Origin of the sequence: Moorena sp. SIOASIH, from assembly GCF_010671925.1 — a bacterium.
Taxonomy (GTDB): Bacteria; Cyanobacteriota; Cyanobacteriia; order Cyanobacteriales; family Coleofasciculaceae; genus Moorena.
Map to the genome: position 1 here is coordinate 877,342 of NZ_JAAHIH010000004.1, position 16,749 is coordinate 894,090.

Consider the following 16,749-nt stretch of genomic DNA (forward strand, 5'->3'; position numbering starts at 1 on the left):
GGTGCTTTTAGGCAAAAACCATGAATGCTCAAGAAATCATTCGTTCCCTTGAAGCGGAACAACTAAAGGAAAACGTCCCTACCATCTATGTCGGTGACACCGTGCGGGTGGGGGTACGGATTAAAGAAGGTAATAAGGAACGGATTCAACCCTATGAAGGCACTGTGATTGCCATGCGCAATGGTGGCATAAATGAAACGATTACAGTACGCCGGATTTTCCAAGGGATTGGTGTGGAACGGGTTTTTCTACTCCATTCTCCAAAAATTGCTAATATAAAAGTAATCCGTCGAGGCAAGGTGCGTCGAGCCAAGCTATACTACTTACGCGATCGCGTTGGTAAGGCTACTCGCATCAAACAACGCTTTGACCGTAGTTTATAACCTTTTTTTGGTTTAGCATCAGGTTGGTGTAAATGCCAAAATTAGGGTAAACTAAATAAAGCGAGAGGTTAACCTCTACCTCTCTACTCCATCTGCGTCCTTAGTTCAGTTGGTAGAACGCAGGTCTCCAAAACCTGATGTCGGGGGTTCGAGTCCTCCAGGGCGCGCTCAAAATTGGTAGAATACCAAAACATCCGCTCCTCATGATAGCCCCTTATTTCTAAGGAGGGGTGTAAGAGCGGCGCGACGGATTTTAACCCGACGTGTCTATAATATAAAGAAGGAGAATCGTACACCTATTGCCTCTTAAAACATGGTGAAAAACCCAAAAAACAACAACGGTAAAGGTGTTGCTGATATTTCCCACAAAAGTAGCCACACAGTTAGGCAATGATCTAACCAAGGTGGGTAGGGGAGCTTTGACACTCCCGCACCGGTACGTTCCCGTAGCGTGGCCTACGGCCAATCTGTTTAAATCTCTAAGTAGATCGGATCGGACAAGGTTGCTACGTGGCAAGGTTCAAACCTGCCACGTAGCAACCTTGTAGAATCCCCCGCATTTTAATCGGGGGAGATGTCAATTGTGTCATATAATCCCTGGCTGGATTAACTCAGCAAGATGCGCACATAGCACTAAGCACCGACCATGGTAGACCGATATTAATGCGTTGATGGGGGAAAGGAGAAGTTGTGGCAAAGAAAACAAAAGCTGAACCAGAAACTAAAGAAACTGAATCTGGGTTTAACCTAGGTCAGTTCTTCAACGAAACTAAAGAAGAACTCGCTAAAGTCGTTTGGCCTTCTCGGCAACAGTTAATTAGCGAATCAGCAGCGGTATTGTTGATGGTCATTCTGTCTGCCACCATAATTTATTTGGTAGATGGTTTATTTTCCTGGGCATCAGGACAAGTATTTTGATGAGTTTTGCTGCAGACGAATCCCAAGATTTCGGGGAACAGGTATCAAAACCTGCAAGTCCACGTTGGTACGCAGTCCAGGTTGCTTCTGGCTGTGAAAAACGGGTTAAAACGAACTTGGAACAGCGCATCCAAACCATGGATGTAGCGGACCGGATTTTGAAAGTGCAGATTCCCCAAACACCTACGGTTAAAATCCGTAAAGATGGTTCTCGGCAACACGGCGAAGAAAAAGTTTTCCCCGGCTATGTGTTAGTTCAGATGGTGATGGATGATGAAGCTTGGCAAGTTGTCAAAAACACACCAAATGTGATTAATTTTGTTGGGGCAGAACAAAAACGCCGCTACGGGCGTGGACGGGGACATGTTAAACCCGTACCCCTCAGCTATGGTGAAGTGGAGCGGATCTTCAAGCAAACCGAAGATCAAGAGCCGATTGTCAAAGTAGATACGGCAGTAGGGGACAAAATCATGGTGTTATCTGGTCCGTTTAAAGAATTTGAAGGGGAAGTGATTGAAGTTAGCCCCGAAAGGAGCAAACTCAAAGCGTTACTCTCGATCTTTGGGCGGGATACACCAGTAGAATTGGAGTTCAATCAGATTGAAAAAACAAGCTAGACCTTAGATAATGGCTAAAAAAGTTGTTGCATTGATTAAGTTAGCGCTCCCAGCTGGGAAAGCTAACCCAGCTCCCCCCGTCGGACCAGCACTCGGTCAGCACGGGGTAAATATTATGGCATTCTGTAAAGAGTACAATGCCAAAACTGCTGATCAAGCTGGTATGGTGATACCAGTAGAAATTTCAGTGTTTGAGGATCGAAGCTTTACCTTTATCCTCAAAACTCCACCAGCATCTGTACTGATTAAGAAAGCTGCTGGCATTGAGAAAGGTTCAGCACAACCCAACCGCACTAGAGTTGGCAGCCTTACTCGCTCCCAGCTGCAAGAAATCGCCCAAACTAAAATGCCTGACCTCAATGCTAATGATATAGAAGCGGCAATGAAAATTGTGGAAGGCACAGCTAGAAACATGGGTGTAGCCATAACCGATTAGAAGGATGAAGGATGAAGGCTCAAGGATGAAAGATGAATTAAGGCTGTAACCTGACAACTTTCAACTTTAAACTTTCAACTTTAAACTTTAAACTTTCAACTCCAATGTATTAACGTAAACCATAGAGGGGGAGGAGTTTTACTTCGCTAAGTACCCCAGGAGATACAGATGCCCAAGAAACCATCGCGTCGATTACAAGAACTAAAAAAGAAGGTTGAAGAGCGACCTTATGAACCCATAGAAGCTCTCAAACTCCTCAAAGAAACAGCCACGGCCAAATTTCCGGAATCGGCTGAAGCCCATATTCGCTTAGGAATTGACCCAAAGTATACTGACCAGCAACTGCGCACTACAGTGGCTTTACCGAAGGGAACAGGTCAGACGATACGAGTAGCAGTGATTGCTCGGGGTGAAAAAGTCTCGGAAGCTACTAATGCAGGGGCAGACATTGCCGGTTCTGAGGAGTTAATTGCAGAAATTCAAAACGGGATGATGGATTTTGACCGGCTAATTGCTACGCCGGACATGATGCCCAAAGTAGCCAGATTAGGTCGCCTCCTCGGACCACGGGGCTTGATGCCTTCTCCTAAAGGTGGTACAGTTACTAATGACATAGCTCAGGCAATTCAAGAATTCAAAGCTGGTAAACTAGAATTTAGGGCTGACCGTACTGGCATTGTTCATGTTATGTTTGGTAAGGTATCCTTTAGCCCCGAAGACTTACTGGTGAATCTGAAGGCTTTGCAGGAAACTATCGACCGCAATCGTCCATCTGGCGCGAAAGGTCGCTATTGGCGCACTTTATATGTGTCTGCTAGCATGGGTCCATCGATTGAAGTGGATGTCCCTATCCTGCGCGAACTCAAGCTTGAGGATGCTGCTTGAAACGGAGATTAAAAATTACCCGAAAATTCAACAGGTGCGACCCGTGGCGAATTTAATTCTTAATGGGTCAAGCGTACCTAAAGACAAACTAGACAATTGAAGAAGGCTTGCGCTGAAGACAGCAGGAGTAAGTAGCTTAATATCCTGCCGAGGTTAAAGTACTATGTATCATCTGCCCAGGCACTGATCCTACAGTGAGTGCGATTGTGCTACGCACACGCTACGCGAACGCGGTAATGATACAACCCTTAACCCCGGCTAAGTCTCCGGGGTTTTAGTTTGGTTATTTGTTATCAGTCAGATCATCGACGGTTGAATACTTATCATTCTTGGTTGAGAGTCAATTGAAAATAAATATTATTTATTTTTATTTATGAACAATTAACAATTAACCAAATAACACTGAACAAAATGGGTAGAACACTTGACGAGAAAAAGACAATTGTGGCGGAGCTCAAGCAAACCTTGAGCGAGTCTCAACTGGCTGTAGTTATTGATTACCAGGGGCTGTCGGTTGCTGAAATTACCGATTTACGGAATCGTCTGCGTCCCACTGGCACCATTTGCAAGGTGACCAAAAACACCTTCATGCGGCTTGCGGTGCAAGAAGACGAAAACTGGCAGCCGATGACAGAATTCCTGAGTGGTACTTCAGCCTTTCTCCTGGTCAAAGACGATGTTGGTAGTGCCATCAGAGCCTACCAGGAGTTTAAGAAAGCCGCCAAGAAAACTGAATTTCGCGGCGGCGTGATGCAAGGTCAAGCCTTGAATGAAGAGCAAGTTAAGGCAATTGCCGACTTGCCTTCTAAGGAGGAACTGATCGCGCAAGTTGCTGGAGCCATTAATTCTATTGCTAGCAAACTTGCTGTCGGGATTAATGAGGTACCAGCCTCCTTGGGTCGTAGTATTAACGAGGTGCCAGCTTCTTTGGGTCGATGCATCCAAGGGATTGCTGCCAAGGAAGAAGGCAACAGCTAGTACTCGGTTTTCCCCCTTTCGGAGATTTGTACAACACTCAAGTACAACACTCAATACATTAAACAATTCACCTAAAAGGAGTTATATCAATGTCTGCTACAACTGATGAAATTCTCGAAAAATTAAAATCACTGACCCTGCTAGAAGCTTCTGAGCTAGTTAAGCAGATCGAAGAGGCTTTTGGTGTCAGCGCTGCTGCTCCTGCTGGCGGTATGATGATGATGCCTGGTGCTATGCCTGGTGCTCCAGCTGCTGAGGCTGAGCCAGAGGAAGAGAAAACTGAATTTGATGTAGTTCTAGAAGAGTTCCCCTCTGATAAGAAGATTGCTGTACTTAAGGTGGTGCGTACCATCACTGGTTTGGGTCTCAAAGAAGCCAAAGAGTTGGTGGAATCCGCTCCTAAACCGATTAAAGAGGCCATTGCTAAAGATGCGGCTGAGGATATTAAGAAGCAACTGGAAGAGACTGGTGCTAAAGTTACCGTCAAGTAATATCTACTATCATGTCCGGTTGACGATAAGCATATGCGCTACGCGCACGCTACGCGAACAGCAGTCAGCCGTCAGCCGTCAGCCCTGAGCCATTCGCGTAGCGTGGCCACAGGCCTTTGGCTGATAGCTGATATCTGATAGCTGATAGCTGATAGCTGACGATTAGTGACTATTTGGTAAGTGATTAACCAGACTTGAGCTCAGTTGAATCAACCTCAATTTTTGGGGAGCCGACGCAATCGGCTCCTTTTTTTTGTGGAACCGGCATCTTGTGTGGAACGGGCATCTTGCCCGTTTCATTTTCTGGAATGATTTAAATAGTTTTGTGGAACGAGCATCTTGCCCGTTTCATTTTCCGTTGAGGGGGTGACAAGTCAGCTCAACTGTTGGTGATGCGATCGCATACCATTCCCTTCAGAGGAATCCCGCCTAGGGCTTTAGAATACGCTGATTTCAATAACTCCATCCAGTCACCGAATCGAGTCAGTGAATCCAGTCACCGAATACAGTAATTAACTTCACTGGTTGATGTGATTGATATCACACCTTTATGTGACATACTCCCACACGCTCATCAAAGATTACAGTGTGGGCTTCTTACCAACTCCACCCAACGGTTCGGATACCCGGTAAGCTTTATTTCCGACGGGATGCCCCACCGCCAACTTCAATATATTTTTCGCCGCATTCACATCACGATCTTCGATGTACCCACAAGAAGGACAAGAATGGATACGGTCTTTTAATTTTTTAGGTACCTTTGTTCCACAATTGGAACAATTTTGGCTGGTGTTTCGGGGGTTTACCGCAACTGTGACCAAACCAGCATTCTCGGCTTTGTTTGATAATATTGACAGAAATTGACCCCAACCAGCGTCCAATACAGATTTAGCTAATTTAGTCCTAGCCAAACCCTTAATGTTTAGTTTTTCATGAGCAACTAGATCGTAGGTATCTAGCAAGCTTTTTGTTGTCTTAAAGTGAAAATCTTTTCGGGTGTCAGCTACCTTTTTGTGAGCCTTCCCTAGTTTGTTTACAGCTTTTTTTCTGTTCTTACTACCTTTCCTTGATCTACTGACAGCTTTCTGGATTTTATTGAGTCGTTTTTGAGCTTTTCTGTAATACTGAGGAATTGGTATCTCAGTACCGTCAGACCTGATCAAGAACGATTTAAGACCCATGTCTATCCCGATGGGATTTTCAACACTGTCTACTGGGATAATATTCGGGACTGTATCATCTTGGATTGACAGCGTGACGTAATAGCCATCAGCCTTTCGGGTTATAGTCGCTGTCTTGATTTTAAACCCTTCTGGAATAGGTCGATGATAAATCATTTTAACCTTTCCAAATTTTGGAAGAGTCAAAATATTTCCATTTATTGGATTTTTAGACAGAGACGGGAAAGTAAATGACTTATATCTATTTTTCCCTTTAAATCGAGGTCTTCCACTCTTTTTCCCATTACCGTCTCCTTTAAGAAACCTCTTAAAAGCAAGGTCAACTCTTTTTACGCAATCCTGGAGTACTTGAGATTGAACTACCTTGTACCAGGGTCTATCCTTCTTTAGTTGAGGAAGAGTTTTCTTTTGGGAAAAATAATCAGGATTTTTCCTTAGGTCTGGCAAGTGACAAATCAAAGGACAGGAGTTAATGGAGCAGCGATTTTGCTCATACCAATTAAACCTATCTGCAAGCAAATAGTTGTATTGGCAACGGAGTAGATCCAGCCATTTCTCGATTTCAGATTCCTGGGCTTTGGTTAACCTTAGTCGATATTGATAGGCTGCTCTCATTGTTGCTATCTCCTGTTTTTCGACCTACTATTAGTATAGCATACAGCTAGTCAAATGGCAAGTCAGAATGAAAACTATAAAAATGACGATACGGTTGACCGAGTATGAAAAGAAAAAACTAGAGCAAGAAGCAACCAAAAGGGGGATGAACCAATCAGAGGTACTTAGAAGTTTGATAGCTCGTTTCCCCGTTCGCGTAGCGTCGGCTTTGCCGAATCCCAAAGACTCCGTGTAAAATTCATCCCACGCCGACTTTCAGTTCGGACGTGGGGCTTCTTTTACCGGTCAGCTAACTAAATCGATAATAATGATTATTAGTAAAAATTATAAGATTAGTCAGCCAAGTCTTTTAATTTATCATCTCAGGGCAAAGCATCTGATTATATGCTCACGATTATAAGCTCAGGGTAGCACATCTCTGGGTTATTAAATATATCAGTCAATAAATATAATATCATCTCTGATTGACTAATTATCAGATCCGAAATCAGGTAATTTGGAATTGGTAATTTAGAATTGGTGATTTTAAATTGGTAATTGGTAGTTTAGGATTACCCATTACCGATTACGCTTAACCAAAAATCTAGAGACTATTTTGTAAGTGATTAACCGAACTTGAAATAAATATCACTTCATATCAATTCAGTAAAGCTGTATCGGTGTCTTCAGCTAAACGTGAGATGCTCTAAATTGTGCCGTGTATTTCACGTTTAACTAGATTTTACGTGCATTTCTGCTCAAACAATTCGAGCAGAGGTCGCTGTCATCAGTAACCTAGAAGCAATTCTTTGCAAACGTGAATATGAACTCGTTTGCCTATAAGCCTTAGGGTTGCCTCGCGAGTAAACTGTGAACCTCTGTATCCTAATTTAGCATGTCCAAAATCCAATCGACACCGCTTATCCCACAAGAGGAAAATAAGCAAAATAAATTTCCAGACTGTCTGACGATGGAGCTTAAAGTTGAGCCAGTCTCGACAGGGATTTTTTCATCTCGCCAGATAGAGCAATTGAAGCTATACCTGACTATACAATTTAATGAACAGTGGGTGCAGATGCCATTCGGTCGAGTTAGGTTCGGACTCAAAGGTGGAGAACTCAGGCTAACGCTGAAAAATGCCAAGATACCTTTGGAAGCTCGTAACTTCAGTGGCTCATTTGAGCCTGCTGTTGAGAAAGAGAGGAAGCAGCAAGAGAGTAAGGAAAATCACAGTAAAGTCGAGGCTTGTTGGGATAAGAATAAACCTGGAGTTAAAGCTAACCATGGTCAAAAAAATACAGGAGGCACAACCGATGAGTTTCAGTTCATTGACTATCAGATCACAACGAAGGGGTCAGAGGAAACTCCGGCTTGGGTTTTTGAGGTAAAAACGGGTCAACCCGTGTTTAAAGGATTACTCAAGGAAGTCGAGCTGGGAACAATAGATGTAATGGCAAAGCCGTGCTACATAGAAGCTACCTTTGAAGTTTTTAAGCCAGATGTTCATCTGACTGGAGCTGAAGGGTTGTGGTCTTCCGAAATTAGTCGGGAAAAAGATGTAGTCTTAGATAGAAAGATTGCCTTACTGCTTCTAAAGCACCAATTAAAACCTTATTTAAGTAAAGTGGTACTCAAGTATGACTAACGAACAATTAAAACCGGTAAATAACGAACAATTTAACCAAGAGTTGGAAGAATTAATCAAAAGTGTTGAAGCCGCTAACACTACTAATTTTTCTAAACTGTCGGAGATAGCTGACCTAAATCTTTCTGAGGACTTGGCTAGAGTTGACTTAAGCGGGGTTAACTTAGAAAACGTGAATCTAAGGAATGCCGATTTAAGGGGAACGATTTTTAGGAATGCCAATCTGAGCGGTGCTGATCTTAGAAATGCTAATCTAACCGGTGCTGACTTTAGTAATGCTATTTTAGACAACGCTAAATTTGGTAATAATTTAGGGCTTACTGAGGATATTATATCTGCTCTCAAGGCTCAAGGGGCAATAATTTTTGATGATTCTGAGGAATTCTTGCTTCCTACAGAAAAATTACATAATGTAGAAGCTCTCTGGAAGCAGGGTATCAAAAAAACACTTTTGATGATAGAGGAATTGAGTGATAGGGATGTGGAATGGATGATTGCTACAGGAAGCAAGAAAGAAATTATTGCCGATACTACGCTTATAGAAGAAGGGAAAGAGATTGATGCACTTTATATAGTGTTGGATGGACAGTTTACAGTTTCAGTTGAGGGCAGAGATATTGCTGAATTATCGGGAGGTGAAGTAGTGGGGGAAATGTCTTTTCTAACACGAAGTTTACCTGCCGCTACTGTTACCGCTGTAAATGACTCAGTAGTTTGGTCAATTTGTCGGCAGCAATTGCAGGAAAAGCTACAGCAAAATACAGATTTTGCTTCCCGTTTCTATAAAGCTATTTCTATTATTTTAGCTGATAGGTTACTCGGCCAATCTTATCAAAATCAAGCTTACCAAATTAAGCCATTACTTGACTACTATGGCAGCAATAAAAATATTAATGATCCGGCTTATTTGAATCGTTATGCTGCACAACAAAAGTTAGATTCTCTAATCAAAGGATGTAGTGCAAGTGCTTGAGTTAAACCAAACTACTTACCACTAATAGCATTTCTCAATTCGGTGAGGTACTTTTGTCCTAGGTTAAGCACGAGTAGGGAGTAGGGAGTAGGGAGTAGGGAGTAGGGAGTAGCGATGGAGCCCTGCCCATTAATTCTGGATTCTTATGATGACTTCAGCAATTCTGTCTAGCCTGTCTAGTGATAAAATCCTAAAAAGGGTATTGTACAATCCTAGCATTAGAGAATGGGATTCAGCGTCGGCTGTGGCCGACGCTACGCGATCGCATGATTAATTGATTTCTCTTTTATTGCCGCTAAATGTTTTGAAAAGTCTATCATGGCACCTAAAGGAATATTCATCATCACGTAAATAGTAGTCTTTAATCCAGGTTTGTAGAAATTCAAAATTTGCGTCTTGTTCTTTGGGAGTCTTATACTTATGAGGCTCCCATGGTCTAAGTCGATTGTTTTCTAGGCATTTTTCAACTCCAGGATTCAAAAATATCATCTCTGATGAATATTTGGCGGCTGTTTCAATTAAACTCCCGTAGCATCCTTCAATTATCCATTCAGGATTTTTTTGAATAAAGTCGATTAATAATGTCTCGCTTTCAGCATATTCTCTTCTTACTCCTGGTAGATCGGGTATCCAAGTAATAGTATCTAGATCTAGTATGGGTAAGTTGAACTCAACCTGCAATTTTAAGGCTAAGGTAGTTTTTCCCGCTCCAGAGTTGCCGAATATTAGTATCTTTCTCATGTTATCTGAAATAGACAAAAGGTAAGCATATGCGCTACGCGCACGCTAAGGGAACAGCCCTTAGCTATCAGCTATCAGGCGGGGAGCCTTGAGCACTAGAGTCTTGCTCAGGGAATTAGGATTGCTTTTTACTTTAAATCGGCTTCCCAAACACCAATGTAAATGCGATCGCTACCGTCTCGTTGAATCACACCCTCCAAGCGGTTATTATTACCACTGGAAAAGTCATATCTCTTAGACTCGCCCTGATATACATCTTTGAGTCCCTGTTTAATGTCAGTGGAGATGTTGTTACTGAGCAGCTTGTTTAAGGTCTCTGACATGATTTCTAGGTCAACGGATTGCGAAAAAGTAACTTCCGTTTGGCGCAGACGCCCAGATCTTCGATCAAACAAATATCCTAGGTCTACATGATTGGGGACATAGTTTTTATAAAGGAAAGCGCGAGTCTTCCACATGCCGTTTGATTGTTTTGTGGGCTTGCCTAAAGCATATTCCACTGCTCTTCGCTGAGTTCCTGGGGGAAATTTGGGAATAGCGTTGAGCTGAGCAAGATTTGGGTTATTGGTATTGTTTTCTACGATGGGTGAAGGTTCGGTGATAGGTTTCCGTGTCGTTACTGGAACTGGTTTTACAGTAGTTTCTGGTGTTGATGGGGATGTTGGTGTGACCGGATCAGTTACGGTAGTTTCTGGTTGTGATGGGGATGATGGTGTGACCGGATCAGTTACGGTAGTTTCTGGTTGTGATGGGGATGATGGTGTGACCGGATCAGTTACGGTAGTCTCTGGTTGTGATGGGGATGATGGTGTGACCGGATCAGTTACGGTAGTCTCTGGTTGTGATGGGGATGTTGGTGTGACCGGATCAGTTACGGTAGTCTCTGGTTGTGATGGGGATGTTGGTGTGACCGGATCAGTTACGGTAGTCTCTGGTGTAGTTACTGGTGATGGATTATTGGTCTGGGACTTTGATCCGGATGAAATCCTTTCTGGTGTAGTTACTGGTGATTTGTCCTTGGTCTGGGACTGTGATGAAGATGAAATAGTGTCTGGTGAGGGGTCTTTTGATGGTACTTTTTTATCTTGCGATTCTTCAGAACTTGGCTTGTCTGGGTATGATGTTGATGTAGATTGATCATAGGATGGGACGGTCGTAGAGGGATTCAAGAATTTGTTGAATCCCGAACCAAATGCCACCACAATCAGTAATATACCGCCTCCGATTAAACCTCCCTTTAAAACTGCCTTGTAACTATCGTTTTGTTTTACAGTGACTGGATAAGGGCCTTTAATAGTGGACACTGAACCGTTGTTGGCTGGTGGCTCACCGGGAGAAATGGGGACTGTGGCTACCGTACCGTTGTTGGCTGTTGATGGGGCACCAGGAGAAATGGGGACTGTGGCTTCCGTAGGTGATGCAGGGTCAGATTGGAGAGCATCAAGCATTTGTCTGACACTAACAAAGCGATCGCGTGGATGGAATCGAATCGCTTTGTCGAGCACTATTCCTAGGTTTGAATAAAAGGGTGGTGCATCTTGACGCCATAAAATTTCACCAGTCCTCTCATCTGTGTGGAATAGCTGTGGTATTTTACCCGTGAGCAAAAAAATTGCTGTCAGCCCCAAACTGTAGAGATCACTGCTATAGGTTGGGTGTCCTGCTGACTGTTCCGAAGACATATAGCCAGGAGTGCCAATTATAATTGATGCTGGGTGGGGGGTGCCAGAGTTGGTGACTACGGTACTCATTGCTTCTTTGACTGCACCAAAATCAATCAGAACTGGTACTCCATCTCGTTGGCGGATAATGATGTTATCTGGCTTAATGTCCCGATGAATGATACGGCGAGAGTGGACATACTCTAGAACCCTTAACAAACTAATTAGGAGTTCCGTAACTTCAATCTCAGTAAATTTTTTTCCCTGTCTAACCTGTGTTGTAAAGGTATTTCCTCGAATCCACTCTTGAACCAGGTAAAACTTTTCGGCTTCAGAGAAATAGGCATAAAGTCGGGGAATCTGCTCATGTCCTTCCCCTAAGGCTTCTAAAACAGCTGCTTCTCGTTGGAATCGCTCTTGGACGAGCTTGTAAGCTTTGGGATTATGGGCCAATGCCTTAAGTTGCTTAATCACACACCGCCGTCTTGAGGGCATATGGATATCTTCGGCGAGAAAGGTGTCACCGAACCCACCCGAACCTAGAGTCTCAAGGACACGGTAGCGATTGTTTAAGAGTTTTGGATTCATGACGGATTCAGGGACAATTGGGTTCGAAGTGTGCTCTTCATTCTAATGTTAAGCTGCTGTCCGATTCAATTGGATGGTTGAGCAATGAGTTATTGGTAATTATTCATTGGTCATTGGTGCATAACAGGAGACTGTGCTTCCTCAAAACCGACTCAGGACTGAAAACAGGTATTTGGCATTTTAGGGGTTAATGGTATTAAACTATGCCTAAAAGTCAATGGCTATGATGAAGGGAGTAATAATTCTTAATATTAACTGAACTCAACGTGGAAACAGATTTTACTCAACACAGTGCCAAAACCGAAAAGCCTTGTGTTTTAGTCTGCCAATATAAGTCTTGTTTAGCAGCCGGTTCAGCTGAGGTGCTGGCTGCCTTCGAGCAAGCTGATCTTTCTGACTTTAGCGTGATTGGTACAACTTGCCAGGGACAGTGTAGTTCTGGTCCAACGGTGCGGATTGTTCCGGAGGAGACTTGGTATTGCCGAGTCAAACCGCAAGATGTACCGGTAATTGTGGAACAACATCTGCAAGGGGGTAAGTTAGTAAGGGCAAAACTGCATCCCCGCATCCATATGAGTTTTGGCTATTAGGTATAGGGAACAGGGAACAGGGAACAGGGAACAGGGAACAGGGAACAGGGAACAGATCTATTTACCTGATTACTATGAGAATCGCTATAGTCATTGGTTTAACAATACGGATTCATGAGTCGGGGTGGACTAATGCACTCTGGACTGACGCACTCAGGACTAATCTCGCAATACGTAGCCAACACCGCGCACGGTTTGGACTAGACGGTTTTCGTTGTTGGCTTCTAGCTTCAGGCGCAAGTAGCGAATGTAAACTTCTATGATATTGGAGTCACCCATAAAGTCATAACCCCAGACTCTTTCCAGGATTTGCTCTCGGGTGAGGACTTGTCGGGGATGGGCTAGGAGATATTCGAGTAGATCAAATTCTTTGACAGTCAGTTCAATTAATCGCTGACCTCGATAGACTTCACGGGTGCTATGGTTTAAACTTAAGTCAGCAAATTGCAGGATGTTGGGGTCTTCGGTTTGATTACGTCGCAGATGAGCTCGGACTCTGGCTAATAATTCCTCTACGCTGAAGGGTTTGACTACGTAGTCATCAGCACCAGCATCTAAACCAGTAACGCGATCGCTTACTTCATCTTTAGCGGTTAATAAGATAATCGGCACTTGATTACCAGTACTGCGCAGGCGTCGGCAAATTTCTGGTCCTGATATGCCCGGTAGCATCCAGTCGAGTATTACTAAATCTGGATTAGATTCCCGCGCTGCTCCCAAACCAGCTAACCCATCCGAGGCAACACTAACCTGATAACCTTCGTACTTCAGTTCCAGTTCAATGAACTGGGCTAGTTTGGTTTCATCTTCGACAACTAAAATATGGTGGGTCATAGCTTGATGGTGTCTAGGCCAAACAACAGGTGCGACCCGTGGCGAATTTAATTCTTAATGGGTCAAGCGCACCTATGTAAGTTTTCAGGACTAATACAGATTGGTCAATTTAGGGTAATACTTGATTAAATGATAGCTCTAATCATAACGGTTCTAATCATTAATCATATCTTCTAGAACAATAGTCTTATAGTATTTTGCTATGGATGAATTTGGGAGATAATCGGTGCGTAGACTAATCGTTCGTTTAGGAATTGCATTCATAGTCGGCTTGTTTGGGTTAATCAGCTACTTTACCACTGTCTCTGAAAACCCAGTAACTGGGGAAAAGCAGCGCATCCAACTTTCCCCCCGTCAGGAAGTGGTGATTGGGTTACAAGCACGGAAATGGCCGCTCAACACGGTGGTCTTTACCAAGATAAAGCCCTTCAAGGATATATTTCTCAAGTGGGAGAGCAGATTGTCAAAAAGTCGGCAGCCTCTGGTTCACCTTATCCCTTTGAGTTCTATTTGTTGAGTGACCCCCGCACTGTGAATGCCTTTGCTCTACCAGGGGGACAAATTTTTCTGACTCTAGCCATGCTGAGGCGACTCAATTCAGAAGCGCAGCTGGCCGGGGTGTTGGGCCATGAGATTGGTCATGTGGTGGGACGACATGGTGCAGAACATCTGGCCAAGCAGAAACTTGGGGTAGCATTGGTTAATGCTGTTGGTATTGCTGCCAGTGATGATGCTCAGAGTGGCAGGCAAGCAGCACTACTTGCCCAAGCGATTAATCAAATGGTTAGCCTTAAGTATGGACGTGAGGATGAATTAGAAAGCGATCGCCTTGGTTTTCGGTTTATGACACAAGCGGGCTATAACCCTAGGGGAATCGTTGAACTGATGCAAGTCCTTAACTCAATTCGACAGGGTGGGCAACCACCGGAGTTTTTTAGCTTCCTCCGCTCTTATGCCCCACAACGAACATGCGCAGCATGAGTGTTTAAAGTTACCGTAAGGATAGTGGAGCCTTTATGGTTAGTCGGTTATGCGTTTTGGGTTAAAACTTTTTGATTAAGGCTCCACTATCCTAAGGTTTCGTCTCCAGGGATGAATCGCGGAGCTGGAACTCTGATAAACAGGCTGAAAAACGTTATACTAAAAATAGTAGGGAAAACAAATTAAGAGCTAACCGCCACCTACTAATTAAAAATAGAACTTATTGTATTGTTCCGGCGCGGAGGGGCATCCCGTGTCGTTAATAAAGCTTACCGAGTATCCTAAGCGATGGCTGGAGTTGGTAAGAAGCCCACACTGTAATCTTCGATTCAGTGTGGGAGTATGTCACTACTCACCCTAACCCTAGTAATCGAGTTGAACAACTCCAGAGTCTGATTGGTAAAACTTACCCTAATGGTATTCCTGCTAATCTCCAAGAGGGCCGGGAGCGGTTTGCTCGGTATGTTAAACGGCAACGATAAGGAGTGTGGTGCTAGATTAAGCACCCTCAAGCTATACTGCGTTAGCAGTCGGTTTGACATCTCCAGGAATTATACCTGTGGCAGTTAATCAAGATACACTTTCGGACCGTTTCTTATCCCCGATCATCGGTAGCTTGATTGATCTTGAAAAGCTGCTGCAGTTTTACGAAACTATGGATTGGGAAGCTGAGTGCGATCGCTTCCGTAAGCATGATTTAAGCAGTGCGCACTAAGGAATGGTGGTGGCTGCATCAAATAACTCAGGGTATAAAACCTTTGCCAGTAGGGAAATCAGCTGTTTGGGAATCTCAATCTCAGGAGAGTTTTCCAGATGATATTGCGTCACAAGGGGTGCCGGTTCCAGTGGCATAGGGCAATTCTCAAGTAATCACTTGGACACAATTAACGTTGACTGTTAAGATTAGTAAAGTTGACTGTTATAGCGCTACGCGCAATGGCATTGGCAAGAGGCATGCATGCTAAAGTTGACTACAAGAGCTTTTCAGCTTGTATCAATGTCCTAACCTTAATGCGTACTGCTATAAATTCAGGGAATAGCCAACGGGTAACGGGTAAAAAAAAGCGTTTATTAACGTTATTTTATTTAGGTTTATCAAAAATATAAACAGAATTTATCTTTAGGTACTTATGAGTTTGAAAGCAGTTCTGTTTGATTTTAACGGAGTAATAATCAATGATGAGCCGATTCACGAAAAACTAATTGAGGAAATTATTATTGGGGAAAATTTGCGTCCGGATTCCGAAGAGTTTCGACAGGTTTGTACAGGTAGAGGCGATCGCTCTTGTCTGCGAGAGTTACTTAAGCGTCGCGGTCGGGTGGTTACGGAGGATTACTTAAACCAGCTGATCAGGCGCAAAGCTGCTGCCTATCAACGTCAGCTAGAAAGTATGGAAACTTTGCCCATTTATCCTGGTGTGGAGGATTTAATGGTTCAGATCCAGGGTGCTCAGATACCGATGGCTCTGGTGACTGGAGCACTGCGAAATGAAGTAGAAGTGGTGCTCGATCGCGCTGGTTTAGCTCACTATTTTAGTTTGATTGTTGCTGGTGATGATATTACTACTAGTAAACCAGAACCCGATGGCTATCTGCTAGCGGTAGAGCGGCTCAATCAAGTCTATGGTAACCTCAACTTGAAACCTGGGGAATGTCTAGTAATAGAAGATTCTTTGGCTGGCATTGAGGCGGCGAAGAGAGCTGGCATGCCAGTAGTAGGGGTGGCCAGTACTTATCCCCTTCATATGCTACAGCGTCACGCTAACTGGACTGTGGATTATTTGAATCAGCTGGAATTAGAACGGGTGCAGCAGGTCTATTCTGGGGTATCACCTGAGCCAGTAGGAGAAATCTAGACCATACAAGGGCACAGGGATATTAGTCCCGGTGCTAGAATAAACATATAAATAAAAGTAATAAACCAAAGTACTAGGGGAATTGGCTCAGTTGGTAGAGCGCTGCGATCGCACCGCAGAGGTCAGGGGTTCGAATCCCCTATTCTCCATAGATAGCAGTTTTCAATTGGGTGAGGGACTTACGCCCTTGGGGTTTTCGGGAGTAGGGAGTAGGGAGTAGGGAGTAGGGAGTAGGGAGTAGGGGTAAGACAGCTGTGTGCCATGGCTTGGGGGAGCACCTTGAAAGCCCTTTGGAAACCATGGCAGTAGCGAATCTGATCTCATCTGAGGATAATTACCCTTAATAAAAATCTCCCCATCTCCCCATCTCCCCATCTCCCCGCGCCCCCGCCCCACC

Annotated in this window: 21 protein-coding genes, 2 tRNA genes and 1 other annotated feature; of the genes, 17 read left to right on the forward strand and 6 right to left on the reverse strand. The window is 43.8% G+C overall.

Annotated elements, in window-relative coordinates:
• Positions 1–20 precede the first annotated feature (20 nt).
• The 8 genes from rplS to rplL all read left to right on the forward strand — a co-directional run bounded on the left by rplS (position 21) and on the right by rplL (position 4,708).
• The gene (gene rplS, locus F6J90_RS25090) at positions 21–383 is read left to right on the forward strand and encodes a 50S ribosomal protein L19 (protein ID WP_071105458.1); all 363 of its coding nucleotides are present in this window, start codon (positions 21–23) and stop codon (positions 381–383) included.
• Positions 384–477: 94 nt separating this feature from the next.
• A tRNA-Trp gene (locus F6J90_RS25095) sits at positions 478–550 on the forward strand.
• Between the two features lie 523 nt (positions 551–1,073).
• Positions 1,074–1,301: a preprotein translocase subunit SecE gene (secE, locus tag F6J90_RS25100; protein ID WP_071105457.1), complete on the forward strand. Its 228-nt coding sequence runs from the start codon at positions 1,074–1,076 to the stop codon at positions 1,299–1,301.
• Complete coding sequence (gene nusG, locus F6J90_RS25105; protein WP_293099666.1) at positions 1,301–1,918, forward strand: transcription termination/antitermination protein NusG; 618 nt, start codon at positions 1,301–1,303, stop codon at positions 1,916–1,918. Before secE ends, nusG begins: the two co-directional genes overlap by 1 nt.
• A 10-nt stretch (positions 1,919–1,928) precedes the next feature.
• On the forward strand, positions 1,929–2,354 hold the full coding sequence (gene rplK, locus F6J90_RS25110; RefSeq protein ID WP_071105455.1) for a 50S ribosomal protein L11: 426 nt from the start codon (positions 1,929–1,931) through the stop codon (positions 2,352–2,354).
• Between the two features lie 168 nt (positions 2,355–2,522).
• The gene (gene rplA, locus F6J90_RS25115; protein WP_293099669.1) at positions 2,523–3,239 is read left to right on the forward strand and encodes a 50S ribosomal protein L1; all 717 of its coding nucleotides are present in this window, start codon (positions 2,523–2,525) and stop codon (positions 3,237–3,239) included.
• Positions 3,240–3,333: 94 nt separating this feature from the next.
• Positions 3,334–3,526: a sequence feature (ribosomal protein L10 leader region), on the forward strand.
• A gap of 124 nt (positions 3,527–3,650) precedes the next feature.
• Complete coding sequence (rplJ, locus tag F6J90_RS25120; protein ID WP_293039765.1) at positions 3,651–4,217, forward strand: 50S ribosomal protein L10; 567 nt, start codon at positions 3,651–3,653, stop codon at positions 4,215–4,217.
• A gap of 89 nt (positions 4,218–4,306) precedes the next feature.
• Positions 4,307–4,708, forward strand: coding sequence for a 50S ribosomal protein L7/L12 (gene rplL / locus F6J90_RS25125; protein ID WP_293099672.1), 402 nt, complete (start codon positions 4,307–4,309; stop codon positions 4,706–4,708).
• A gap of 581 nt (positions 4,709–5,289) precedes the next feature.
• Here the strand turns inward: rplL and F6J90_RS25130 are convergent.
• A complete protein-coding gene (locus F6J90_RS25130) occupies positions 5,290–6,504 on the reverse strand; it encodes an RNA-guided endonuclease TnpB family protein (RefSeq protein ID WP_075901770.1) in 1,215 nt (404 codons plus the stop codon).
• 67 nt (positions 6,505–6,571) lie between these two features.
• Here F6J90_RS25130 and F6J90_RS25135 point away from each other — a divergent pair, with 67 nt between their 5' ends.
• From F6J90_RS25135 to F6J90_RS25145, 3 genes are all read left to right on the forward strand, one after another.
• Positions 6,572–6,739 (forward strand): CopG family transcriptional regulator, encoded by a 168-nt coding sequence (locus F6J90_RS25135; RefSeq protein WP_293099675.1) that lies wholly within the window; start codon positions 6,572–6,574, stop codon positions 6,737–6,739.
• A 639-nt stretch (positions 6,740–7,378) separates the two neighbouring features.
• Positions 7,379–8,128 carry a hypothetical protein gene (locus F6J90_RS25140; protein WP_293099678.1) on the forward strand — a complete coding sequence of 250 codons (750 nt, stop codon included), beginning with the start codon at positions 7,379–7,381 and terminating at the stop codon, positions 8,126–8,128.
• Complete coding sequence (locus F6J90_RS25145; RefSeq protein WP_293099680.1) at positions 8,121–9,101, forward strand: pentapeptide repeat-containing protein; 981 nt, start codon at positions 8,121–8,123, stop codon at positions 9,099–9,101. The genes F6J90_RS25140 and F6J90_RS25145 overlap by 8 nt, the downstream gene beginning before the upstream one ends.
• Positions 9,102–9,371: 270 nt before the next feature.
• On the opposite strand, the gene F6J90_RS25150 is transcribed toward F6J90_RS25145, so the two are convergent.
• Positions 9,372–9,842 (reverse strand): shikimate kinase, encoded by a 471-nt coding sequence (locus tag F6J90_RS25150; protein WP_293099683.1) that lies wholly within the window; start codon positions 9,840–9,842, stop codon positions 9,372–9,374.
• A 128-nt stretch (positions 9,843–9,970) separates the two neighbouring features.
• On the reverse strand, positions 9,971–12,091 hold the full coding sequence (locus F6J90_RS25155; RefSeq protein WP_293099685.1) for a serine/threonine protein kinase: 2,121 nt from the start codon (positions 12,089–12,091) through the stop codon (positions 9,971–9,973).
• Positions 12,092–12,357: 266 nt separating this feature from the next.
• Between F6J90_RS25155 and F6J90_RS25160 the strand changes: the two genes are divergently transcribed.
• Entirely contained in the window at positions 12,358–12,681 is a 324-nt protein-coding gene (locus tag F6J90_RS25160; protein WP_293099688.1) for a (2Fe-2S) ferredoxin domain-containing protein, read from the forward strand.
• A gap of 159 nt (positions 12,682–12,840) precedes the next feature.
• Here F6J90_RS25160 and F6J90_RS25165 read toward each other — a convergent pair whose 3' ends face one another.
• Entirely contained in the window at positions 12,841–13,515 is a 675-nt protein-coding gene (locus F6J90_RS25165; RefSeq protein ID WP_293099690.1) for a response regulator transcription factor, read from the reverse strand.
• Positions 13,516–13,902: 387 nt separating this feature from the next.
• On the opposite strand from F6J90_RS25165, the gene F6J90_RS25170 reads away from it, so the two are divergent.
• The 3 genes from F6J90_RS25170 to F6J90_RS25180 all read left to right on the forward strand — a co-directional run bounded on the left by F6J90_RS25170 (position 13,903) and on the right by F6J90_RS25180 (position 15,211).
• The gene (locus F6J90_RS25170) at positions 13,903–14,496 is read left to right on the forward strand and encodes a M48 family metalloprotease (RefSeq protein WP_366513845.1); all 594 of its coding nucleotides are present in this window, start codon (positions 13,903–13,905) and stop codon (positions 14,494–14,496) included.
• Positions 14,497–14,828: 332 nt separating this feature from the next.
• The gene (locus tag F6J90_RS25175; protein WP_293099693.1) at positions 14,829–14,978 is read left to right on the forward strand and encodes a hypothetical protein; all 150 of its coding nucleotides are present in this window, start codon (positions 14,829–14,831) and stop codon (positions 14,976–14,978) included.
• A 77-nt stretch (positions 14,979–15,055) separates the two neighbouring features.
• A complete protein-coding gene (locus F6J90_RS25180; protein ID WP_293099696.1) occupies positions 15,056–15,211 on the forward strand; it encodes a hypothetical protein in 156 nt (51 codons plus the stop codon).
• On the opposite strand, the gene F6J90_RS25185 is transcribed toward F6J90_RS25180, so the two are convergent.
• On the reverse strand, positions 15,208–15,348 hold the full coding sequence (locus F6J90_RS25185; RefSeq protein WP_293099699.1) for a hypothetical protein: 141 nt from the start codon (positions 15,346–15,348) through the stop codon (positions 15,208–15,210). The two genes, F6J90_RS25180 and F6J90_RS25185, sit on opposite strands and share 4 nt — an antisense overlap.
• Positions 15,349–15,626: 278 nt before the next feature.
• Between F6J90_RS25185 and F6J90_RS25190 the strand changes: the two genes are divergently transcribed.
• Positions 15,627–16,352 (forward strand): HAD family phosphatase, encoded by a 726-nt coding sequence (locus F6J90_RS25190; protein ID WP_293099702.1) that lies wholly within the window; start codon positions 15,627–15,629, stop codon positions 16,350–16,352.
• A gap of 76 nt (positions 16,353–16,428) precedes the next feature.
• Positions 16,429–16,501 (forward strand) — tRNA-Ala (locus F6J90_RS25195).
• Positions 16,502–16,514: 13 nt separating this feature from the next.
• Here the strand turns inward: F6J90_RS25195 and F6J90_RS25200 are convergent.
• A complete protein-coding gene (locus F6J90_RS25200; RefSeq protein WP_293099705.1) occupies positions 16,515–16,727 on the reverse strand; it encodes a hypothetical protein in 213 nt (70 codons plus the stop codon).
• Positions 16,728–16,749: the final 22 nt, after the last annotated feature.